Origin of the sequence: Rhizobium sp. BG4 (assembly GCF_016864575.1) — a bacterium.
In the GTDB taxonomy this organism is placed as follows: Bacteria; Pseudomonadota; Alphaproteobacteria; order Rhizobiales; family Rhizobiaceae; genus Rhizobium.
The window spans coordinates 559808-577382 of sequence record NZ_CP044126.1; the positions used below are offsets into that span (position 1 = coordinate 559808).

At 62.7% G+C, this 17575-nt stretch carries 16 protein-coding genes, 2 pseudogenes and 1 riboswitch; of the genes and pseudogenes, 14 read left to right on the forward strand and 4 right to left on the reverse strand.

The window, feature by feature from the left end:
* Positions 1 to 20: 20 nt before the first annotated feature.
* The 4 genes and pseudogenes from ugpC to thiD all read left to right on the forward strand — a co-directional run bounded on the left by ugpC (position 21) and on the right by thiD (position 3516).
* Positions 21 to 1081, forward strand: a pseudogene (gene ugpC / locus F2982_RS22690) (sn-glycerol-3-phosphate ABC transporter ATP-binding protein UgpC).
* Positions 1082 to 1122: 41 nt separating this feature from the next.
* A riboswitch (TPP riboswitch) is annotated at positions 1123 to 1219 on the forward strand.
* Positions 1220 to 1272: 53 nt separating this feature from the next.
* Positions 1273 to 2075 (forward strand): annotated as a pseudogene (gene thiM / locus F2982_RS22695) (hydroxyethylthiazole kinase).
* Positions 2072 to 2707 carry a thiamine phosphate synthase gene (thiE, locus tag F2982_RS22700; protein ID WP_203430984.1) on the forward strand — a complete coding sequence of 212 codons (636 nt, stop codon included), beginning with the start codon at positions 2072 to 2074 and terminating at the stop codon, positions 2705 to 2707. The pseudogene thiM and the gene thiE overlap by 4 nt, the downstream one beginning before the upstream one ends.
* Complete coding sequence (gene thiD / locus F2982_RS22705) at positions 2704 to 3516, forward strand: bifunctional hydroxymethylpyrimidine kinase/phosphomethylpyrimidine kinase (RefSeq protein WP_203430985.1); 813 nt, start codon at positions 2704 to 2706, stop codon at positions 3514 to 3516. Before thiE ends, thiD begins: the two co-directional genes overlap by 4 nt.
* A 3-nt stretch (positions 3517 to 3519) precedes the next feature.
* Here thiD and F2982_RS22710 read toward each other — a convergent pair whose 3' ends face one another.
* The 4 genes from F2982_RS22710 to F2982_RS22725 form a co-directional block, all read right to left on the reverse strand.
* The gene (locus F2982_RS22710) at positions 3520 to 4128 is read right to left on the reverse strand and encodes a YdeI/OmpD-associated family protein (RefSeq protein WP_203430986.1); all 609 of its coding nucleotides are present in this window, start codon (positions 4126 to 4128) and stop codon (positions 3520 to 3522) included.
* Between the two features lie 63 nt (positions 4129 to 4191).
* Entirely contained in the window at positions 4192 to 5040 is an 849-nt protein-coding gene (locus F2982_RS22715) for a carbohydrate ABC transporter permease (protein ID WP_203430987.1), read from the reverse strand.
* Positions 5033 to 5971 carry a sugar ABC transporter permease gene (locus F2982_RS22720; RefSeq protein ID WP_112712072.1) on the reverse strand — a complete coding sequence of 313 codons (939 nt, stop codon included), beginning with the start codon at positions 5969 to 5971 and terminating at the stop codon, positions 5033 to 5035. Before F2982_RS22720 ends, F2982_RS22715 begins: the two co-directional genes overlap by 8 nt.
* Positions 5972 to 6040: 69 nt before the next feature.
* Positions 6041 to 7348 carry an extracellular solute-binding protein gene (locus F2982_RS22725; RefSeq protein WP_130283752.1) on the reverse strand — a complete coding sequence of 436 codons (1308 nt, stop codon included), beginning with the start codon at positions 7346 to 7348 and terminating at the stop codon, positions 6041 to 6043.
* Positions 7349 to 7554: 206 nt separating this feature from the next.
* On the opposite strand from F2982_RS22725, the gene F2982_RS22730 reads away from it, so the two are divergent.
* The 10 genes from F2982_RS22730 to F2982_RS22775 all read left to right on the forward strand — a co-directional run bounded on the left by F2982_RS22730 (position 7555) and on the right by F2982_RS22775 (position 17574).
* A complete protein-coding gene (locus tag F2982_RS22730) occupies positions 7555 to 8754 on the forward strand; it encodes an ROK family transcriptional regulator (RefSeq protein WP_203430988.1) in 1200 nt (399 codons plus the stop codon).
* Between the two features lie 35 nt (positions 8755 to 8789).
* Positions 8790 to 9890 (forward strand): Gfo/Idh/MocA family oxidoreductase, encoded by a 1101-nt coding sequence (locus F2982_RS22735; protein ID WP_203430989.1) that lies wholly within the window; start codon positions 8790 to 8792, stop codon positions 9888 to 9890.
* 17 nt (positions 9891 to 9907) lie between these two features.
* Entirely contained in the window at positions 9908 to 10549 is a 642-nt protein-coding gene (locus F2982_RS22740) for a ThuA domain-containing protein (protein WP_203430990.1), read from the forward strand.
* 185 nt (positions 10550 to 10734) lie between these two features.
* Positions 10735 to 11217, forward strand: a complete 483-nt coding sequence (locus F2982_RS22745; RefSeq protein WP_203430991.1) for a GNAT family N-acetyltransferase — start codon at positions 10735 to 10737, stop codon at positions 11215 to 11217.
* Positions 11218 to 11241: 24 nt separating this feature from the next.
* Entirely contained in the window at positions 11242 to 12264 is a 1023-nt protein-coding gene (locus tag F2982_RS22750; protein ID WP_203430992.1) for a glycoside hydrolase family 3 N-terminal domain-containing protein, read from the forward strand.
* A gap of 39 nt (positions 12265 to 12303) precedes the next feature.
* Positions 12304 to 13953 (forward strand): ABC transporter substrate-binding protein, encoded by a 1650-nt coding sequence (locus F2982_RS22755; protein ID WP_203430993.1) that lies wholly within the window; start codon positions 12304 to 12306, stop codon positions 13951 to 13953.
* Positions 13954 to 14008: 55 nt separating this feature from the next.
* On the forward strand, positions 14009 to 14986 hold the full coding sequence (locus F2982_RS22760) for an ABC transporter permease (RefSeq protein WP_112712088.1): 978 nt from the start codon (positions 14009 to 14011) through the stop codon (positions 14984 to 14986).
* A gap of 1 nt (position 14987) precedes the next feature.
* The gene (locus F2982_RS22765) at positions 14988 to 15878 is read left to right on the forward strand and encodes an ABC transporter permease (RefSeq protein WP_203430994.1); all 891 of its coding nucleotides are present in this window, start codon (positions 14988 to 14990) and stop codon (positions 15876 to 15878) included.
* Positions 15875 to 16678, forward strand: a complete 804-nt coding sequence (locus F2982_RS22770; protein ID WP_203430995.1) for an ABC transporter ATP-binding protein — start codon at positions 15875 to 15877, stop codon at positions 16676 to 16678. The genes F2982_RS22765 and F2982_RS22770 overlap by 4 nt, the downstream gene beginning before the upstream one ends.
* Positions 16675 to 17574 (forward strand): ABC transporter ATP-binding protein, encoded by a 900-nt coding sequence (locus tag F2982_RS22775; protein ID WP_203430996.1) that lies wholly within the window; start codon positions 16675 to 16677, stop codon positions 17572 to 17574. Before F2982_RS22770 ends, F2982_RS22775 begins: the two co-directional genes overlap by 4 nt.
* The last annotated feature ends 1 nt before the right edge of the window (position 17575 follow it).

Here is a 17575-nt window from a genome sequence, read left to right on the forward strand (position 1 = left end):
GCAGCCTGGGGAGGACGATAATGGCTCATGTTTCAGTCAATAATGCTCGCAAGGACTACGGCGCGTTCAAGGCCATCAAGGGTGTCTCGGTCGATATCCGCGACGGCGAATTCGTCGTCCTCGTCGGACCGTCCGGCTGCGGAAAGTCGACGCTGCTCAGAATGATCGCCGGGCTTGAAGGCATCACGTCGGGCGAGATCCAGATCGGCAAGCATGTCGTCAACGAGCTAGCGCCGAAGGACCGGGACATCGCCATGGTGTTCCAGAACTACGCGCTCTATCCGCATATGACGGTCGCCAAGAACATGGGATTTTCGCTGCGGCTGAAGCGTATGCCGCGGGCGGAGATCGACAAGCGGGTCGGCAATGCCGCAAAGATCCTCGGCCTCGAAAGCCTGCTCGAACGCTATCCGAAGCAGCTCTCCGGCGGCCAGCGCCAGCGCGTTGCCATGGGCCGGGCGATCGTGCGCGATCCCGCCGTCTTCCTGTTCGACGAGCCGCTCTCAAATCTCGACGCCAAGCTTCGCGTGCAGATGCGCTCCGAGATCAAGGAACTGCACCAGCGGCTGCAGACGACAACGATCTACGTCACCCACGACCAGATCGAAGCGATGACCATGGCCGACAAGATCGTCGTCATGAGGGATGGCCGCATCGAGCAGTCAGGCTCGCCGCTCGACCTCTATGACCGGCCGAACAATCTCTTCGTCGCCGGCTTCATCGGCTCGCCCGCGATGAACTTCATCAAGGGCAGCATGACGGATACGGGCTTCCGCACCGAGGATGGCATTACCCTGCCGAGCGACCGTCGGCCTGCTGACGCGGTGACCTACGGGATCCGCCCGGAGCATTTGCAACTCGACCCAATGGCATCGAGATCACCACCGTCGTCGTCGAGCCCACCGGATCGGAAACACTGGTGATTGCGCGGCTCGGCGCGCAGACGATCAGCTGCGTCTTCCGCGAGCGGATCAGGGCTGCACCCGGCGATGTCCTGAAGGTGGCGCCCATTCACGATGCCGTACATCTCTTCGGCGCCGATGAGCAGCGCATCGCCAGTGGGGAAGCCCGGCTTAACTGATAGGGCGTGACAAGCCGCCGATAATTTGCGATGACCGTGGTGTTGAGAGACAGGGGCGTTCGCCGAAAGGCGGGCTGAGAAGTACCCTTCGAACCTGAACCAGATAATGCTGGCGGAGGGAGTCGCTCGAGGCCCTTCGCTTCCATGTGCCTGGCCTCCCGCGTCTTGCCCCGCCCCAAAAGGGACGCAAGATGACGACTTCGAGATCACCCGGGCAATTGCTGACCGCGCTGCGCGCCGCGCCGCCACTCGTTCAATGCATTACCAACTATGTCGCGATGAATATCGCCGCCAATGTCGTGCTGGCCGCGGGCGCCTCGCCCGCCATGGTCCATGCCGAAGAGGAAGCCGGTGAATTCGCCGCATTCTCCGGTGCACTGACCATCAATATCGGCACGCTCTCGCCCGCCTGGGTCAGCGGCATGAAACAGGCGGCGAAGGCTGCCGCGCGCAACGGCAAGCCATGGGTTCTCGACCCCGTGGCGCATTACGCCACCGGCTTCCGCCGCGAAAGCGTCGCGGCACTTCTCCACCTCAACCGGCGATCATCCGCGGCAATGCATCCGAAATCATCGCGCTGGCCGGCAGCGAAAGCCGTGGCCAGGGCGTCGACAGCCGCGATCCCGTCGAGCAGGCGGAAGGTGCTGCCCGCAGCATCGCGGCGCAATATGGCGCCGTTGTCGCGGTCACCGGCCCGGTCGACTTCGTCACCGACGGCACCCGCGCCGTTCGCATTTCCGGCGGTTCGCCGCTGATGCCGCAGATCACCGCGCTCGGCTGCTCGCTGACCTGCCTGACCGGCGCGTTTGCCGCGGTCGCCTCTGACGAGACCTTCGATGCGACGGTTGCCGCTCTCGCAATGTTTGCCGTCGCCGGCGAACAGGCGGCACAGGAAGCCAAGGGGCCCGGATCCTTCTCCTGGCGTTTCCTCGATGCGCTTGCCGCGCTCGATGGTCCGGCACTCGACGCCGCAGCAAGGATCAGCCAGGCGTGAAGAGCTTCGACCTCTCCCTTTATCTCGTCCTCGACCCGGAGCTCTGCTCCGGGTACGGGCTTGCCGAAACAACCCGCGCAGCCGTTGCAGGTGGAGCGACCATCGTGCAGCTGCGCGACAAGACGGCGACTACCCGGCAGATGATCGAGACGGGCCGGGCACTGCAGCGGGTCCTGTCAGGAAGCGGAGCACTGCTTGTCGTCAACGACGATGTGGAAGCGGCAATCGCGCTCAACGCCGATGGGCTGCATATCGGCCAGGAGGACCTCGGCGCCGCCGAGGCGCGCCGCCGCATCGGCCCTGATATGATCCTCGGCCTCTCGGTCGAGACGCATGCGCTTGCCGCAGCCGTCGATCCCGCCATCGTCGACTATGCGGGGATCGGCCCCGTTTTCGCGACGGCGACCAAGCCGGATCACAAGCAACCGATCGGCATCGCAGGTCTGGCGGAGCTGGTTCGTGTCTGCCCGGTTCGCTCGGTGGCAATCGGCGGCCTGAAGGCGGAACATGTGGAGCCAGTGCTCGCAACGGGCACGGAAGGGCTTGCGGTCGTCTCGGCGATCTGTGGCCAGCCGGATCCGCAAGCGGCGACGGCTGCAATCGCCGAACGCATCAGAAAGGCAGGACAATGATCCGCAACGTTCTCTCGATCGCCGGCTCCGACCCATCGGGCGGCGCCGGCATCCAGGCCGACCTCAAGGCATTCTCGGCCCGCGGCACATACGGCATGGCCGTGCTGACGGCCCTGACTGCGCAGAACACCACCGGCGTTTCCGCAGTGCAGACCGTCTCTCCGGATTTCGTCGCCGAGCAGATCCGCATGGTCTTCGCCGACGTGCGTGTCGATGCCGTCAAGATCGGTATGATCGCCAATGCCGGGATTGCCGAGGCGATTGCCGATGCGCTGCATCCGCATCGCGGCATCCCGCTGGTGCTCGACCCGGTGATGATCGCCAAGGGCGGCGCCGCCCTCCTCGATATCGCCGCGATCGGCGCGCTCACCGACCGCCTTCTGCCGCTGGCAACGATGCTGACGCCGAACCTGCCCGAAGCGGCGGCGCTGCTCGGCGAGGATCATGCCCAAGACCGCGATGCCATGCAGCAGCAGGCGCGCAAACTGCTGGATCGCGGACCGCGCATGGTACTGTTGAAAGGCGGCCATCTCGGCGGCACTGACAGCCCCGATGTGCTGGCAAGCGCCGGCCATATTACCTGGTTCGAGGCTCCAAGGGTTCCGACGAAGAACACACACGGCACCGGCTGTACGCTGTCGAGCGCCTTGGCGGCCGAGCTTGCAAAGGGCAAGACGCCGGAGGCAGCGGTCGCGATCGCCAAGCGCTATCTCGCCGATGCCGTTGCGGCTGCAGAAACGCTCACCGTCGGTTCCGGCCATGGCCCGGTCCAGCATTTCCACGCGCTCTGGGACAAGGCCGATCTCTGAGGTTCAGACCTTCGGCTTCTTGTTCTGCGGATAGATCGTCTCGCCCTTCGCCAGCATCTCGACGAAGGCCGCGATCTTCCGCTCGCGGCCCGCGGGCGTCTTCATATTGTGCACGCGGAAGGCGAGCGCGAAGCGGTTTTGCGCGCTGAGCGCCGCAAGCATCGCCTTGGCCTTGGGATCGGCGTCGATCGCCGTCTGCAGATCGTCGGGGATTTTCAGGTCCTTGCCGCTGCCATAGGCCCGGTCCCACCGGCCATCCGCTTTCGCGGCATCGACCTCGCGAAGGCCGTGCTCGGTCATCCTGCCCTCGTCGACGAGGCGGGCGACATTGTTGACGTTGATCTGGCTCCAGATGCTCTTCCTGCCGCGCGGCGTATAGCGCTGGAGGTAGCTCTTTTCGTCCAGGCTTTTCTTCACCGCATCGATCCAGCCCCAGCAGAGCACAGCGTCGATCGCCTCGACCGGCGTGATCGACGGCAAGCCGGATGCGACCTTGAAGATGCGTATCCAGACCTCGCCTTCACGGTCGTGATGCGCGGCCAGCCAGTCGCAGAAATCCTGCTTCGTCTTGAATTCGCGAACCTTCTGCGGATCGACCTTTATCGGTGCCAACCGTCTGCTCTCCCATGATGCCCTGCAGCGGCCATGGTAACGGCCGCGGCACAAACGGCAACATCAGGATTTGACCGCACCCGCCGTCAGCCCGGCGATAATGTGTCTCTGGGCCAGGAAAAAGACGATGACGGTCGGCATGATCGTCAGGGTGATGAAGGCGAGCACCAGTTGCCATTCGGTGCCGAATTCGCCGCGATAGACCATGATGCCGAGCGGCCAGGGATATTTCGATTCCGAATTCAGCATGATCAGCGGCAGGATATAGCTGTTCCAGCTACCGACGAAGGAGATGATGCTGACGGTGGCGATGATCGGCCGCGACAACGGCAGCGAGATGTACCAGAAGAAGCGCATGTAGCCGCAGCCATCGACGAAAGCCGCCTGGAACAATTCTTCCGGAAGGTTGCGAAAATAGTTTCTAAAAAGCAGGATGCTCATGCCGAGGCCGAAGGCCACCTGCGGCAGCACCACGCCCCAATAGGTATCCAGCAGTCCTAGATCGCGGATGCGGATGAAGAGCGGCAGGATGGCGGTCGCCGCGGGAAACATCAGCCCGAGCAGAAAATAGTTCAACAGGAAGGACGAGCCGAAGAAGCGCACATGCGCAAAGGTGAAGGCCGCCATCGACGAGACGATCAGCGTCAGCGACACCGTGAGCACGGCGATGACCAGCGAATTGAAGATCTGCAGCCAGTAGCGCTCGCCGAACAGGATATCGGTATAGTTCGACCATTGCCACGTGGCGGGCAGTCCGAAGGGATTGACGCGCAGGTCGCCGAGCGTCTTGAAGCCGCCGAGCGCCGTCGTCAGCAGCGGGATCAGCACGAGGGCGGCGATGAGGGTCAGCGAGACGTAGAGATAGACCTTCGTCGTCGCGGGCATGCGAATGGTGTCGGTCGTATCAGTCATTGCGCATGAATATCCTTTTGTAGCCGAAGGCGAGCGTGACGCAGATGATGAACAGCACGACGCCGACGGCGCTGCCGAGGCCGACCTGCATGCGCATGACGCCGTAGGTGTAGAGGAAGGTCACCATCGTCTGCGTCGAGTTCGACGGACCGCCGCCGGTGAGCGGCATGATCATGTCGAAGAGCTGCAGGGAGCCGATGACGGCAAAGAAGATCGAAAGCCTGAGCGTCGAGCCGAGCAGCGGCAGGGTGATATAGCGGAACTTCTGCCAGCCGGAGGCGCCGTCGATATCGGCAGCCTCAAGGACGTTCTTGTCCACCGACTGGAGCCCGGCGATGAACAGCATCATGTGGAAGCCGAAATATTTCCAGACGACGACGCCGAGCACCGCATAGATCGCCACGTCCTTGTCGGCGAGCACATAGGGATTGGCCATGCCGAAAAAGCCAGCGATCGCGGCAAACAGCCCGTAGTCGCCGTCATAGACGAAGCGCCAGATCAGGCCGGCGGCGACATCGGCGAGAACATAGGGCAGGAAGAAGATCAGACGGTAGGTGACGACGCCGGGAATGCGATGCGCCAGCATCGTCGACAGCCAGATCGCCAGCGGCACCTGAATGGCGATGGAAACGACGATGATCAGGCCGTTGTTGATCAGCGCCTGGCTGAAGGCGGCATTGCGGAACAGGACCTGGAAATTCTTGAGCGCGATATATTCGGTCGGCGTGCCGTAGCCGTTCCACTTGTAGAGGCTGTACCAGGCGGCCTCGCCCATCGGCATGATGACGAAGAGCGTGAAGAGGATCAGCGCCGGCGGCAGGAAAAGCAGGAGCACGGCCCAGCGGTCGTGGGCGATCGAACTGCGGTTCTTTCGGGCGGCCTTGCTAGGCGGCGCGGTCCGAACGCCTGATGAAACGGAAATCTCAGCCATATGTCCTGCCTTCGCATGCGCGTGTCATATCCCGGCGCCACGCGGCGCCGGGAGTGCTTGCTGGGAGGCTTATTGCTCGAGTTCGAACGCGTCCTGAATCTGCTGGGCACCATCCTTGGAGCTCATCTGGCCCGAGACGATTTCGACCGAGACATCATTGACGACGCGGCCGACGGCAGCGCCAAGATCCTGGTCGAAGAAGTTCTGGTGCCAGGTGGAGCCGGCCAGCTGCTTGGCGGATTCAGCGAGTAGCGGGTTGACGACCCCGTCATCGGCGCCGACGGCGACCGGCAGCAACATGGCGTTCTTTGCCATCTCGCGTTCGTTGTCGGCGTTGGTCAGGTAAGCGAGGAAATCGAGCGCTTCCTTGGATGCCTTCTTGGTGACCGCCCAGCCGTTCAGGCCGCCGAGCGTATCGGTTGCCTTGCCGGCACCGCCTTCGACGGTCGGGAATGCGAAGCGGCCGATATTGTCGGGGGCCAGACCCTTGCCGTCACCGGCATTCTTGCGCTGGTTGGCTTCGGTGTTTTCAAAGCCAAGGATCATCGCCGCCTTGCCGTCGCCGAAGACGCCGAGCGCCTGCGGCCAGGTCACGCCGAGATAGCCGGGCTGGAAAGGCTCCAGCTTGCCAAGCTCGGCCAGATCGTCGCCGGCCTTGATGATAGCGGGATCGAGGAAGCCTTCGCCCTCGCCTTTCTTTGCGGCATCGAAGACCTTCTGGCCGCCTTCGCGCATGACGAGGTAGCTCCAGTAGAAGTGAATCGGCCATTTCTCACCGCCGCCACCGGCGATCGGCACGACGCCGGCATCCTTCAGCTTCTTCACGGCATCGAGGAAGTTCGCCCAGCTCTTGATATCCTCGGCCTTCACGCCTGCCTTGGCGAAAAGCTCCTTGTTATAGAAGAAGCTGACCAGACCGACCTTGTAGGGAACCGCCCAGACCTTGCCGTCAAAGGTCATGCCGTTGACGGAGGCCGGGGTGAACTGGTTGCGCAGCTTGCCACCGTCAGCGTCAAGCGCTGGGGTAACCTCCTGCAGCGCGCCGGTCTCCGACTGCTGCTTCAGGACGCCGCCGCCCCAGGTGTAGAAGAAATCGGGCACGTCGTCCGACTGCAGAAGCGTCGGCAGCTTGGCCTTGAAGGCCTCGTTTTCCAGGAACTGCATCTGGATATCGACATCGGGATGCAGTTCTTCGTATTTCTTGACGATCTCTTCCCACTTCGCCACGAATTTCGGATCGAGCTCCAGATGCAGCCACTTGACGACCGTTTTGGCCGAGGCGGCACCGGCGCCGAGCATCAGCGAGACCCCTGCGGCGGCGGCCAGAAATGCAATGCGCTTGCCGCGAAGGGCCAGGCCCTTGTGCATATACGTCATGATTTTCCTCCCAGGGGAACTGTCCTCACCAATTTTTCCCCAATGCGGAATAATTCAATGGAGCTTGGCCCGATTGTCAACCCGACCGCCTGATTTTTTGCCGATCGCGCTTGACAGTGGGCGGGATGTGCCTGTTATTTAATTCGTACCCCGACGAAATTATGTGGCTGTTTCGGCCAGAGATGCGATTGCCCGGCTAGTTTTTCATGAAGACCGCAGATCCCGAATTGATGCGTGCAATCAATCGCTTGAACGTGCTGGACACGATCCGGCGCCACGGGCCGATTTCGCGCGTGGAGATCAGCGAGCGCACGGAACTGTCGACGACAACCGTCTCGGCGATCACCGCGTCGCTGCTCGACGACGGCCTGATCCTGCCGCGCCACGAAGGCGATATCCGCAACGAGGCGGCGCGAGGCAGACCGCGCGTGATGCTGGAACTGAACCCGGACGCCGCCCGCGTCGTCGGTGCCAAGATCGCCGCCAACCGGATGATCTTCGTCGTCACCGATTTTCGCGGCGACGTGCTCTCGAAGCTGACGCTGCCAATCCGCATCGACCGCCAGCCGATCGCCGTGATCGCCGATCTGGTCGAGGATGGCGTGCGCCGCTGCGTCGTCGATGCCGGGCTCTCCCTTGAGGATGTCGATACCGTCTGCCTCGGCCTGCCCGGTGTCATCGAGCATCGCACCGGCCACGTGCGCAGCAGTCCGATCTTCCGCGATGTGAACGTGGATTTCGCAGCCGAGATGACGGCGCGGCTTGGCACGTCGACGATCGTCGAGAGCGACGCCCATGCGATCACGCTTGCCCATCACTGGTTCGGCAAGGCCCGCGATCTCGAAGACATGGTGTTGATTTCGCTCGAACAAACGCTCGGGCTCGGGGTGTTGCACGGCAACCAGCTGTTCCGTGGCGCCGGCGGCCTCAGCCACAATCTCGGCGACCTCGTGCTCGGCATGGGACCGCAAGGAACGGTCCGGCTTTCGACGCAGGCGGGCGAGAGCGCCATCCTCGGCGACCAGCAGGCGGACGGCCGGTTTGCCGAAGCGATCCGTCTCGGCCGTGGCATGACGCATGCCCAGGCGCTGATCAAGGCCGAGGACAATGCGCTGATCGCCTCGGCGATCCGTGCCGGTGAGGCCGTGGGTCTGACGATCGCCAATATCGTCACCCTGTTCGCCCCACCGCGCGTCATTCTCGTCGGCTCCAGTCTGGCGCTCGGCGAGCCGTTCCTGAACAGCCTGCGCGATGCCTATGCAGTGGCGATCCCGCCGTCGCTGAAGGGTGTCACCGAGCTCGTCTTCGACGATTCCAGCGACGACTTCTGGGCGCAGGGTGCTGCCGCCGTCGCGCTCTACGAACTCTATGAATCGCCCTGGAGCACCACGGGGCCGGCGCTCTAGGGCGCTGACGACAGAATATCCATCGGGAGGAAAGCATGGACACGGTCGGTATCGGCATCATCGGATGCGGCAATATTTCGGGCGCCTATCTGAAGGCGATGGCGTCCTTCCCGATCCTTGAGATCAGGGGCGTGGCCGACCTCAACCGCGAACTCGCCGACGCCAAGGCCGCCGATTTCAATGTTCCCGCCAGGAATATCGATGAGCTCTTTGCCGATCCCAAGATCGAGATCATCGTCAATCTGACGGTGCCGAAGGCCCATGTCGCCGTTGCCCTGCAGGCGCTTGGGGCAGGCAAGCATACCTATTCCGAAAAGCCGCTCGGCATTAATTTCGCGGAAGGGAAAAAATTGGCAGAGGCCGCCAAGGCCAAGGGGCTTCGCATCGGCGCCGCACCCGATACCTTCCTCGGCGGCGGTCACCAGACGGCGCGTGCGCTGATCGACAAGGGCGTGATTGGCCAGCCGGTCGGCGGCACCGCCACCTTCATGTGCCCCGGCCACGAGCGCTGGCATCCAAACCCGGCCTTCTACTATGAGGTCGGCGGCGGTCCGATGCTCGATATGGGCCCCTATTACATCACCGACCTCGTCAATCTCTTCGGCCCGGTGGCGCAGGTCGCGGGCTTTGCCGTCTCGCCGCGCAAGGAGCGCGTCATCACCAGCGAGCCGCACAACGGCGAGAAAATCCCGGTTCATGTGCCGACCCATGTCGCAGGCGTCATGGCGTTTGCGAACGGCGCGGTGGTCCAGATCGGCATGAGCTTCGATGTCGCCGGGCACAAGCATGTGCCGCTGGAAGTCTACGGCACCGAGGGGACGCTGATCGTCCCGGATCCCAACCATTTCGGCGGCGAAGTGCAGTTCCTCAAGAAGGGCGGCAGCTTCGAGCCGCAGGAACTGACCTCGCCTTACGCCGACGGCAATTACCGCTCGATCGGCGTCGCCGATCTTGCCCATGCCATCCGCTCGAACCGGCCGCACCGCGCCAATGGCAGCCTGGCGCTGCATGTGCTCGAGGTCATGGAAGCCTTCCATACGGCATCCGAAAGTGGCCGCACGGTCACCATCACCACGGCAACCGAGCGGCCGGCGCCGCTCTCGGAATCGCTCGTCGACGGGCGGCTCGCCAAGTAATTTCAGGAGGAATGGAAATGCGTGAAGCACTGATCGTCTGGGGCGGATGGAGCGGCCACGAGCCGCAGGAATGCGCCGCTATCATCAAGGACATGCTGGAGGAGGACGGCTTCAAGGTCTATGTCGAGCACAGCACCGAGGCCTTCGCCGACCCGTCCGTGCATGACCTCAGCCTCGTCGTGCCGATCGTGACGATGTCGAAGATCGAGAAGGAAGAGATCAAGAACCTCGCGGCCGCCGTCGAGAACGGCGTCGGCATCGCCGGCTATCATGGCGGCGCCGGCGACAGCTTTCGCGAATGCGTCGAGTACCAGTTCATGATCGGCGGTCAGTGGGTCGCGCACCCCGGCAATATCATCGACTACAAGGTCAATATCACCCGCCCGGATGATCCGGTCATGGAGGGGATCAATGATTTCCCCTACACGTCGGAGCAATATTACATGCATGTCGACCCCTCGAACGAGGTGCTGGCGACGACGACTTTTACCGGCGACCACGCCTACTGGATCGATGGAGTCGTCATGCCCGTCGTCTGGAAGCGCAAATATGGCAAGGGCCGGGTCTTCTATTCCTCGCTCGGCCACCAGGCCAAGGAATTCAGCGTGCCGCAGATGAAGACGATCTTCCGCCGCGGTGCCAACTGGGCAGCCAGGTAAATATCTGATCTTTCGCGTTTCTTTGATGGCCCGGCCCTGCGCCGGGCCATTTTCATTGGGCGCGGCACGGCGCGGCCTTCTGTCATCCGCCAGATTCCCTGTTGACAAGACTGATCGAAATCGCGAAGTCTATGTCATTAAAAGGGGATACATTCCGTAATAACGGAATATGTGGAGGATCACAGGTGCCCGACCTGCTGGTGAGCTTATATTCCAAAAAGCTCGACGAACTCAAATCAAAGGCGGTTGAAACCGGTGTCAAAATCCGGCCTGCCTTGCCGCCGGAAATGCATGTCGTCACCTCCTGGGTCCGCGAACATTTCAGCGAGAACTGGGCAAGCGAAGTTACCGTCGCCTTCTCCCGCCAGCCGAATGCCTGCCTGATTGCCTTCGAGGACGGAAAGCTGCTCGGCTTCGCGTGCTACGACACGACTGCCCGCGGCTTCTTCGGCCCGACGGGCGTTGCCAGGGAAGCCCGCGGCAAGGGCATCGGCCTGGCGCTGTTTTCCGCCTCCCTGCAGACCATGAAGACCCTCGGTCACGCCTACGCCTTCATCGGCGATGCGGGTCCCGTCGATTTCTACGCCAAGACCGCCGGCGCCGTGCCGATCCCCGCGCCCGACAAGGGCGTTTACGAAGGCATGCTCAGAAGCGCGCCGAAGACCTGACATTTCAAGACCGGAGCATAAAGAGTGTCCAAGACCCCCCTCGCCCTTTTCGTCGGCATGCCGAACCCCACCCTGTCGGACGACGAATTTGCGATGTTTCGCGAAACCAATCCGCTCGGCCTCTTCGTCGGCCGCCGCAACCAGAAGAACCCGGAACAGGTCCGTATCCTGATCGAGCGCTTCCGCGAGGCCGTCGGCCGCGATGACGCCCCTGTTTTCACCGACCAGGAAGGCGGCCGCGTTCAGCATCTCGACGCCGGCCCCTGGCCGCTGTTCCGCAGCTTCGGCGCCTTTGCCGAGCTCGCCGGACGTGATTTCGAACTCGGCAAGCGTGCCCTTCGTCTTTCCTCCCAGGCCATGGGGGCGATGATGACGGAACTTGGCCTTTCAAGCGGCTGCTCGCCGGTGCTCGATCTCGTCTTTTCGACGACGAGCGCCGTCATCGGCGCCCGCTCCTTCGGCCCGGATCCAGATTTCATCGCCGCCCTCGGCCGCGAGGTCGTCGATGGCCTGCTCGAAACCGGCAACATGCCCGTCATGAAGCATATCCCTGGCCACGGCCGCGCGACGCTCGATTCCCACAAGGAACGCCCCGTTGTCGACGCTTCCCGCGAAACGCTCGAAGCGACCGATTTCAAGCCCTTCGTGGCGCTGAAGGATACGCCCTGGGCCATGGTCGCCCATGTCGTCTATTCGGCCTATGACAAGGAGCTGCCCGCTTCCATTTCGCCTGTCATGCATGACGTGATCCGCAAGGACATGGGCTATGAGGGCGTGCTGATCTCCGATTGCATCTTCATGGAATCGCTGCAGGGCACCATGCCGGAGCGCGTCGCTCAGGTTCTGGACGCCGGTTTCGACATCGCGCTCCATAGCCACGGCGACATCCCGGAAAGCGAAGCGGCCGCCAAGGCTGCCCGCCCGCTGACCACAGCGGCGATCGCCCGCATCGAGGCCGGCAAGGCCCGTCTCGGCAATCTCAAGATCGACGTCCGCGCCGCGCATGCGGAAGTCGAGGACATGTTCAAGACCGTGCTGGCCGCCTGACCAGCACGTATCGCGAAGTAACCAAGCAAGGGGAATAAAGTGAAAAAATACATATTCGCCGCCGCGACAGCTCTGTCACTGCTGTCCGGCACCGCCATGGCGCAAACCGTTTTGACCGCGAACATCGAACCGGCAACGACCTGGGTGCGCAACTTCAACCCGTTCAACCAGACGTCCTCGCGCCAGTCGACGCTCGACTTCATCTACGAGCCGCTGGTCATCTTCAACCGCTTCGACAGCAACAAGCCGGTCTACCGCCTCGCCGAAAGCTTCAAGCAGTCGGATGACCTGAAGACGATCGAATTCAAGCTGCGCGACGGCCTCAAGTGGTCGGACGGCAAGCCGCTGACCTCCGCAGACGTCAAGTTCACCTACGAATACCTGAAGAAGTTCCCGGCGCTCGATTTCGTCAGCATCTGGAGCTTCATCACCGGCGTCGAGGCCGTCGACGGCCAGACCGTCCGCTTCACGCTGAAGGACCCGAGCTCGCTCGCTGCCGAGCAGCTGTCGCAGCTGCCGATCGTTCCCGAGCATGTCTGGAAGGACGTTGCCGATCCGGTCACCTTCGCCAACGAAAACCCCGTCGGCAGTGGCCCGCTCACCGAAGTTCCGCGCTTTACCGGCCAGACCTACGACCAGTGCCGCAACCCCAACTACTGGGATGCCGAGCACCTGAAGGTCGACTGCATGCGCTTCCCGCAGCTCGCCGACAACAACCAGATCCTGACGGCGACCGCCGACGGCACGCTGGACTGGGGCGTCTCCTTCATCCCTGACATCGACAACGTCTATGTCTCGAAGGACCCTGATCACTATCACTACTGGTATTCGCCGAGCAGCATGGTTGCCTTCCTGTTCAACCAGGAAACGGCGAACGAAGCCAACAAGAAGGCCTTCAACGACGTGAAGTTCCGCCGAGCGGTCTCCATGGCGCTCGACCGCAAGACGATGATCGACGTTGCCGGCTATGGCTACCCGACGCTGAACGAAGATCCGGGCCTGATGGGCGAGCTCTATAAGAGCTGGGCTGATCCGTCCGTGAAGGCCGACTTCGGCAAGTTCGCCGCCTATGACGCCGACGCCGCAAAGGCGCTGCTCGACGAGGCCGGCTACAAGGACAAGGACGGCGACGGCTTCCGCGACAACCCGGATGGTTCGAAGATCTCGTTCACGATCATCGTTCCGAACTCCTGGACCGACTGGATCGACACCGTCAACATCGCCATCGAAGGCATGCAGGCCGTCGGCATCGACGCCAAGATCGAGACCCCGGAAGAAGCCGTCTGGACCTCCGACTTGATCGAAGGCAAGTTCGACGCGGCAATCAACAGCCTGCCGGCGTCCTCTTCGCCTTACTATCCCTACAAGCGCGCCTTCAGCGCTTCGGACAAGGGCAAGACGCGCTTCACGGCGCAGCGCTGGTTCAGCCCTGAAGTCGAAGACCTCGTCACCCAGTTCACGCACACCGCCGATCTCGACAAGCAGAAGGAAGCGATGAACAAGGCGCAGCGCATCGTCGCCGAAAACCTGCCGATGATCCCGGTCTTCAACAATCCGAACTGGTACCAGTACAACACCAAGCGCTTCACCGGCTGGTCGACCAAGGAGAACCCCTTCGTCAATCCGTCCATCTCGCGCACCAACCCCGCTCGCCTTCTGAACCTGCTCGCCCTCGAGCCGGTCAAGTAAGCAACGGAGCTTCGGGAGCGGCCCCCTCTGCCGCTCCCGATTTCACGGAGTTTCCATGGCTTTCCTGTTACGCCGCCTGGCCTTCTATCTGGCAGCCTTCATCGCGGCGGCGACGATCAATTTCTTCCTGCCGCGCCTGATGCCGGGTGATCCGGTGCAGATCATGTTCTCCAGCGCCGGCGCCGAATTGCCGCCCGAGAGCCTGAACGCGCTGAAGCTCACCTTCGGCTTCGTCGATGGCCCGCTCTGGCAGCAATACCTGACCTATCTCGGCAGCATCTTCACCGGCGATCTCGGCCGGTCGATCAAGTATTTCCCGCTGCCGGTCACCTCGGTACTTGGTCACGCCCTCGTCTGGACCGTCGGCCTGATGGGCAGCGCCACGATCATCAGCTTCACCATCGGCAGCTTCCTCGGCATTCTCGCCGCATGGCGCCGTGGCAGCGCGTTCGACGTCATCGTCTCGGTCGTGGCGATCTTCGCCACTTCGGTTCCAGCCGTCGTCACCTCGCTGATCGTCGTCTTCATCTTCGGCTTCACGCTCGGCTGGTTCCCGAATGGCTATGCCGCTGATCCGTCGCTCGATCCGGCCTTCACGCTGCAATATATCGGCAGCGTCCTCTATCACGCCTTCCTGCCGATGATGACGCTCTGCGCCGTCATGACCGGCGGCTTTGCCGTGACCATGCGCAACAACATGATCAACCTGCTCGGCGAAGATTATATCGTGATGGCCCGCGCCAAGGGCCTCTCCGACCGGCATGTGATGATCTGGTATGCGGCCCGCAACGCACTGCTGCCGACCGTCTCGTCGCTGGCGATCGCCATCGGCACCATCCTTGGTGGCTCGCTGGTCACCGAGGTGGTCTACAACTACCCGGGCATGGGCAACATCCTCTATCAGGCGATCCTGGCGCGCGATTATCCCGTCATCCAGGGACAGCTGCTGATCATGACCACGACCATGCTGGTTGCCAATTTCATCGTCGATGTCAGCTATGTGCTGCTCGATCCGCGGCTGAAGGGAGCGTGACATGAAGACCCTCATTTCCGGGCTCCTGCGCAATCGCAAGGCGCTCGTCGGCGTCGCCATCATCCTGTTCATCATCATCGTCGCCATCGCCGCGCCGCTGATCACGCAATATGACCCGACCGCCCGCACCGGCCGGCCGCACCAGGCGCCGTCGCTCGATCATCTGCTGGGAACGACGCGCATCGGTCAGGACGTGTTCTCGCGGCTGATCTACGGCGCGCGCACCTCGCTTGCCGTCGGCTTCGGCGCCGGCCTGCTGATCACCATCGTCGGCACCGCGCTCGGCATCATCGCCGGCTATCGCGGCGGCAAGACCGACGAAGTCATCAGCTTCTTCACCAACATGGTGCTCGTCGTTCCGAACCTGCCGCTGCTCCTCGTGCTCGCCGCCTTCATCGGCCAGGCCAGCCCGCTCGTCATCGCGCTGATCCTCGGCGGAACCTCCTGGGCCTGGGGGGCGCGCGTCACCCGCGCCGAGACGCTCTCGGTGAAGCAGAAGGATTACGTCAAATCGGCCGAAACGATGGGTGAGCCGCAATGGCGCATCATGCTGTTCGAAATCTTCCCGAACGTCATCTCGATCGTCGGCATCAATTTCATCGGCAGCGTCATCTTCGCGATCATCACCGAAGCGACGCTGGAATTCCTCGGCCTCGGTGATCCCAAGGTCGTTTCCTGGGGAACCATGCTCTACAACGCACAGAAGGCATCCGCCCTATCGGTCGGCGCCTGGTGGGATATCCTGACGCCCTGCTTTGCCCTGGCACTGCTCGGCATCGGTATGTCGCTCCTGAATTTCGCGGTCGACGAAGTCGCCAATCCGCGGCTTCGCACCGGTGGCCAGCTTGGCCGCTGGAAATCGCTGATCCGTGCTGGGGAGGGCCGCCTGTGAGCCAGCCGCTTCTCTCGGTCAAGAACCTGACCATCGACTATATCGGCGAGGAAAAGGATTTTCGCGCCGTCGACAATGTGAGCTTCGACGTCGCCCCCGGCGAGGTCTTTGGGCTCGCCGGCGAATCCGGCTGCGGCAAGAGCACCATCGCCTTCGCCATCAGCCGCCTGCACAAGCCGCCGGCGCTGATCCGCAAGGGCAGCGAAATCCTTCTCGCCGGCCGCGATGTGCTCGATCTCGACAAACAGGCGCTGGCCGATTTCCGCTGGCGCGAAGTCGCCATGGTATTCCAGAGCGCCATGAACTCGCTGAACCCGGTGCTGCGCATCGAGGATCAGTTCTACGACGTGCTGAAAACCCACAAGGGCATGACCAAGGCGCAGGCGCGCGAGCGTGCGGCCGAGATGCTCAAGCTCGTCGATATCGCCCCGGACCGGATGCGCAACTATCCGCATCAGTTTTCCGGCGGCATGCGCCAGCGTATCGTCATCGCCATCTGCATGGCGCTCGACCCCAAGCTTGTTGTCATGGACGAGCCGACAACGGCACTCGACGTCGTCGTTCAGCGCGAAATCCTGCAGCGCATCAACGAGCTTCGCCGCCAGTTCGGTTTCTCGGTGCTGTTCATCACCCATGATCTCGGGCTGATGGTGCAGTTCTGCGACCGCATCGGCATCATGCTCGCCGGCAAGCTGGTGGAGCAGAACACGGCCGAGGCGATCTACAAGACGCCGCAGCACGACTATACCAAGAAGCTCTGGGCCTCTTTCCCCTCATTGCATGGAGGCGTGCTCGCATGAGCGAAGCGATCCTCTCTCTCGACAAGGTCAACAAGACCTTCGGCCATGGCAGCTCGACGGTGCATGCCGCCCGCTCGATTTCCTTCTCGCTGCATCCCGGCCGCGCACTGGCGCTTGTCGGCGAATCCGGCAGCGGCAAGACCACCTGCGCCCGCATGGCGATGCGCGAATATGCGCCGACGACAGGCCAGATCCTCTACAAGGGAAAGCCGGTGGAAGCCGCCGGCCGCGCCGAACTCGCCGACTACCGGCGGTCGGTGCAGATGATCTTCCAGGATCCGTTCGCCTCGCTGAACCCTGCGCACACGATCGCCTACCATCTGACACGGCCGCTGAAGCTGCATCGTCCCGACATCAAGGCATCGGCGATCGATGCGACCGTGCGCGAGCTTCTCCAGCGCGTGCGCCTCGACCCCGATCTCGTCGCCGCCAAATATCCGCACGAGCTTTCTGGCGGCCAGCGCCAGCGCGTCAACATCGCCCGTGCGCTTGCCGCTAAGCCGGAGATCATCGTCGCCGACGAGCCGACCTCGATGCTCGACGTTTCCGTGCGTCTCGGCGTTCTCAACCTGCTGAACGAGATGAAGCAGCAGATGAATCTCGGCCTTCTCTACATCACCCACGATATCGCCACGGCACGCTATGTCGCCGAGGATATCGCCGTGATGTATTCCGGCCAGATCGTCGAATGGGGGCCGACGGCTGATGTCATCGACAATCCGATCCATCCCTATACGCGGCTGCTGCTCTCGGCCGTGCCGGATCCGGATGTCCGTTTCGACGATCCGAAGACGCGGCTGAAACCCGAAGAGGTGGACGGCATCCGCAAAGCTGCCGCCGCGACGCAGGACACCATCGTCGAGGCATCGCCCGGACATTTTGCCCGCAGCCTGTGAC

Coding starts and splice junctions, on each gene's coding strand:
- thiD (WP_203430985.1), top strand. CDS start 2,704: ATGATCCGCAACGTTCTCTCGATCGCCGGCTCCGACCCATCGGGCGGC.
- F2982_RS22715 (WP_203430987.1), bottom strand. CDS start 5,040: ATGACTGATACGACCGACACCATTCGCATGCCCGCGACGACGAAGGTC.
- F2982_RS22720 (WP_112712072.1), bottom strand. CDS start 5,971: ATGGCTGAGATTTCCGTTTCATCAGGCGTTCGGACCGCGCCGCCTAGC.
- F2982_RS22725 (WP_130283752.1), bottom strand. CDS start 7,348: ATGACGTATATGCACAAGGGCCTGGCCCTTCGCGGCAAGCGCATTGCA.
- F2982_RS22730 (WP_203430988.1), top strand. CDS start 7,555: ATGAAGACCGCAGATCCCGAATTGATGCGTGCAATCAATCGCTTGAAC.
- F2982_RS22735 (WP_203430989.1), top strand. CDS start 8,790: ATGGACACGGTCGGTATCGGCATCATCGGATGCGGCAATATTTCGGGC.
- F2982_RS22740 (WP_203430990.1), top strand. CDS start 9,908: ATGCGTGAAGCACTGATCGTCTGGGGCGGATGGAGCGGCCACGAGCCG.
- F2982_RS22760 (WP_112712088.1), top strand. CDS start 14,009: ATGGCTTTCCTGTTACGCCGCCTGGCCTTCTATCTGGCAGCCTTCATC.
- F2982_RS22765 (WP_203430994.1), top strand. CDS start 14,988: ATGAAGACCCTCATTTCCGGGCTCCTGCGCAATCGCAAGGCGCTCGTC.
- F2982_RS22775 (WP_203430996.1), top strand. CDS start 16,675: ATGAGCGAAGCGATCCTCTCTCTCGACAAGGTCAACAAGACCTTCGGC.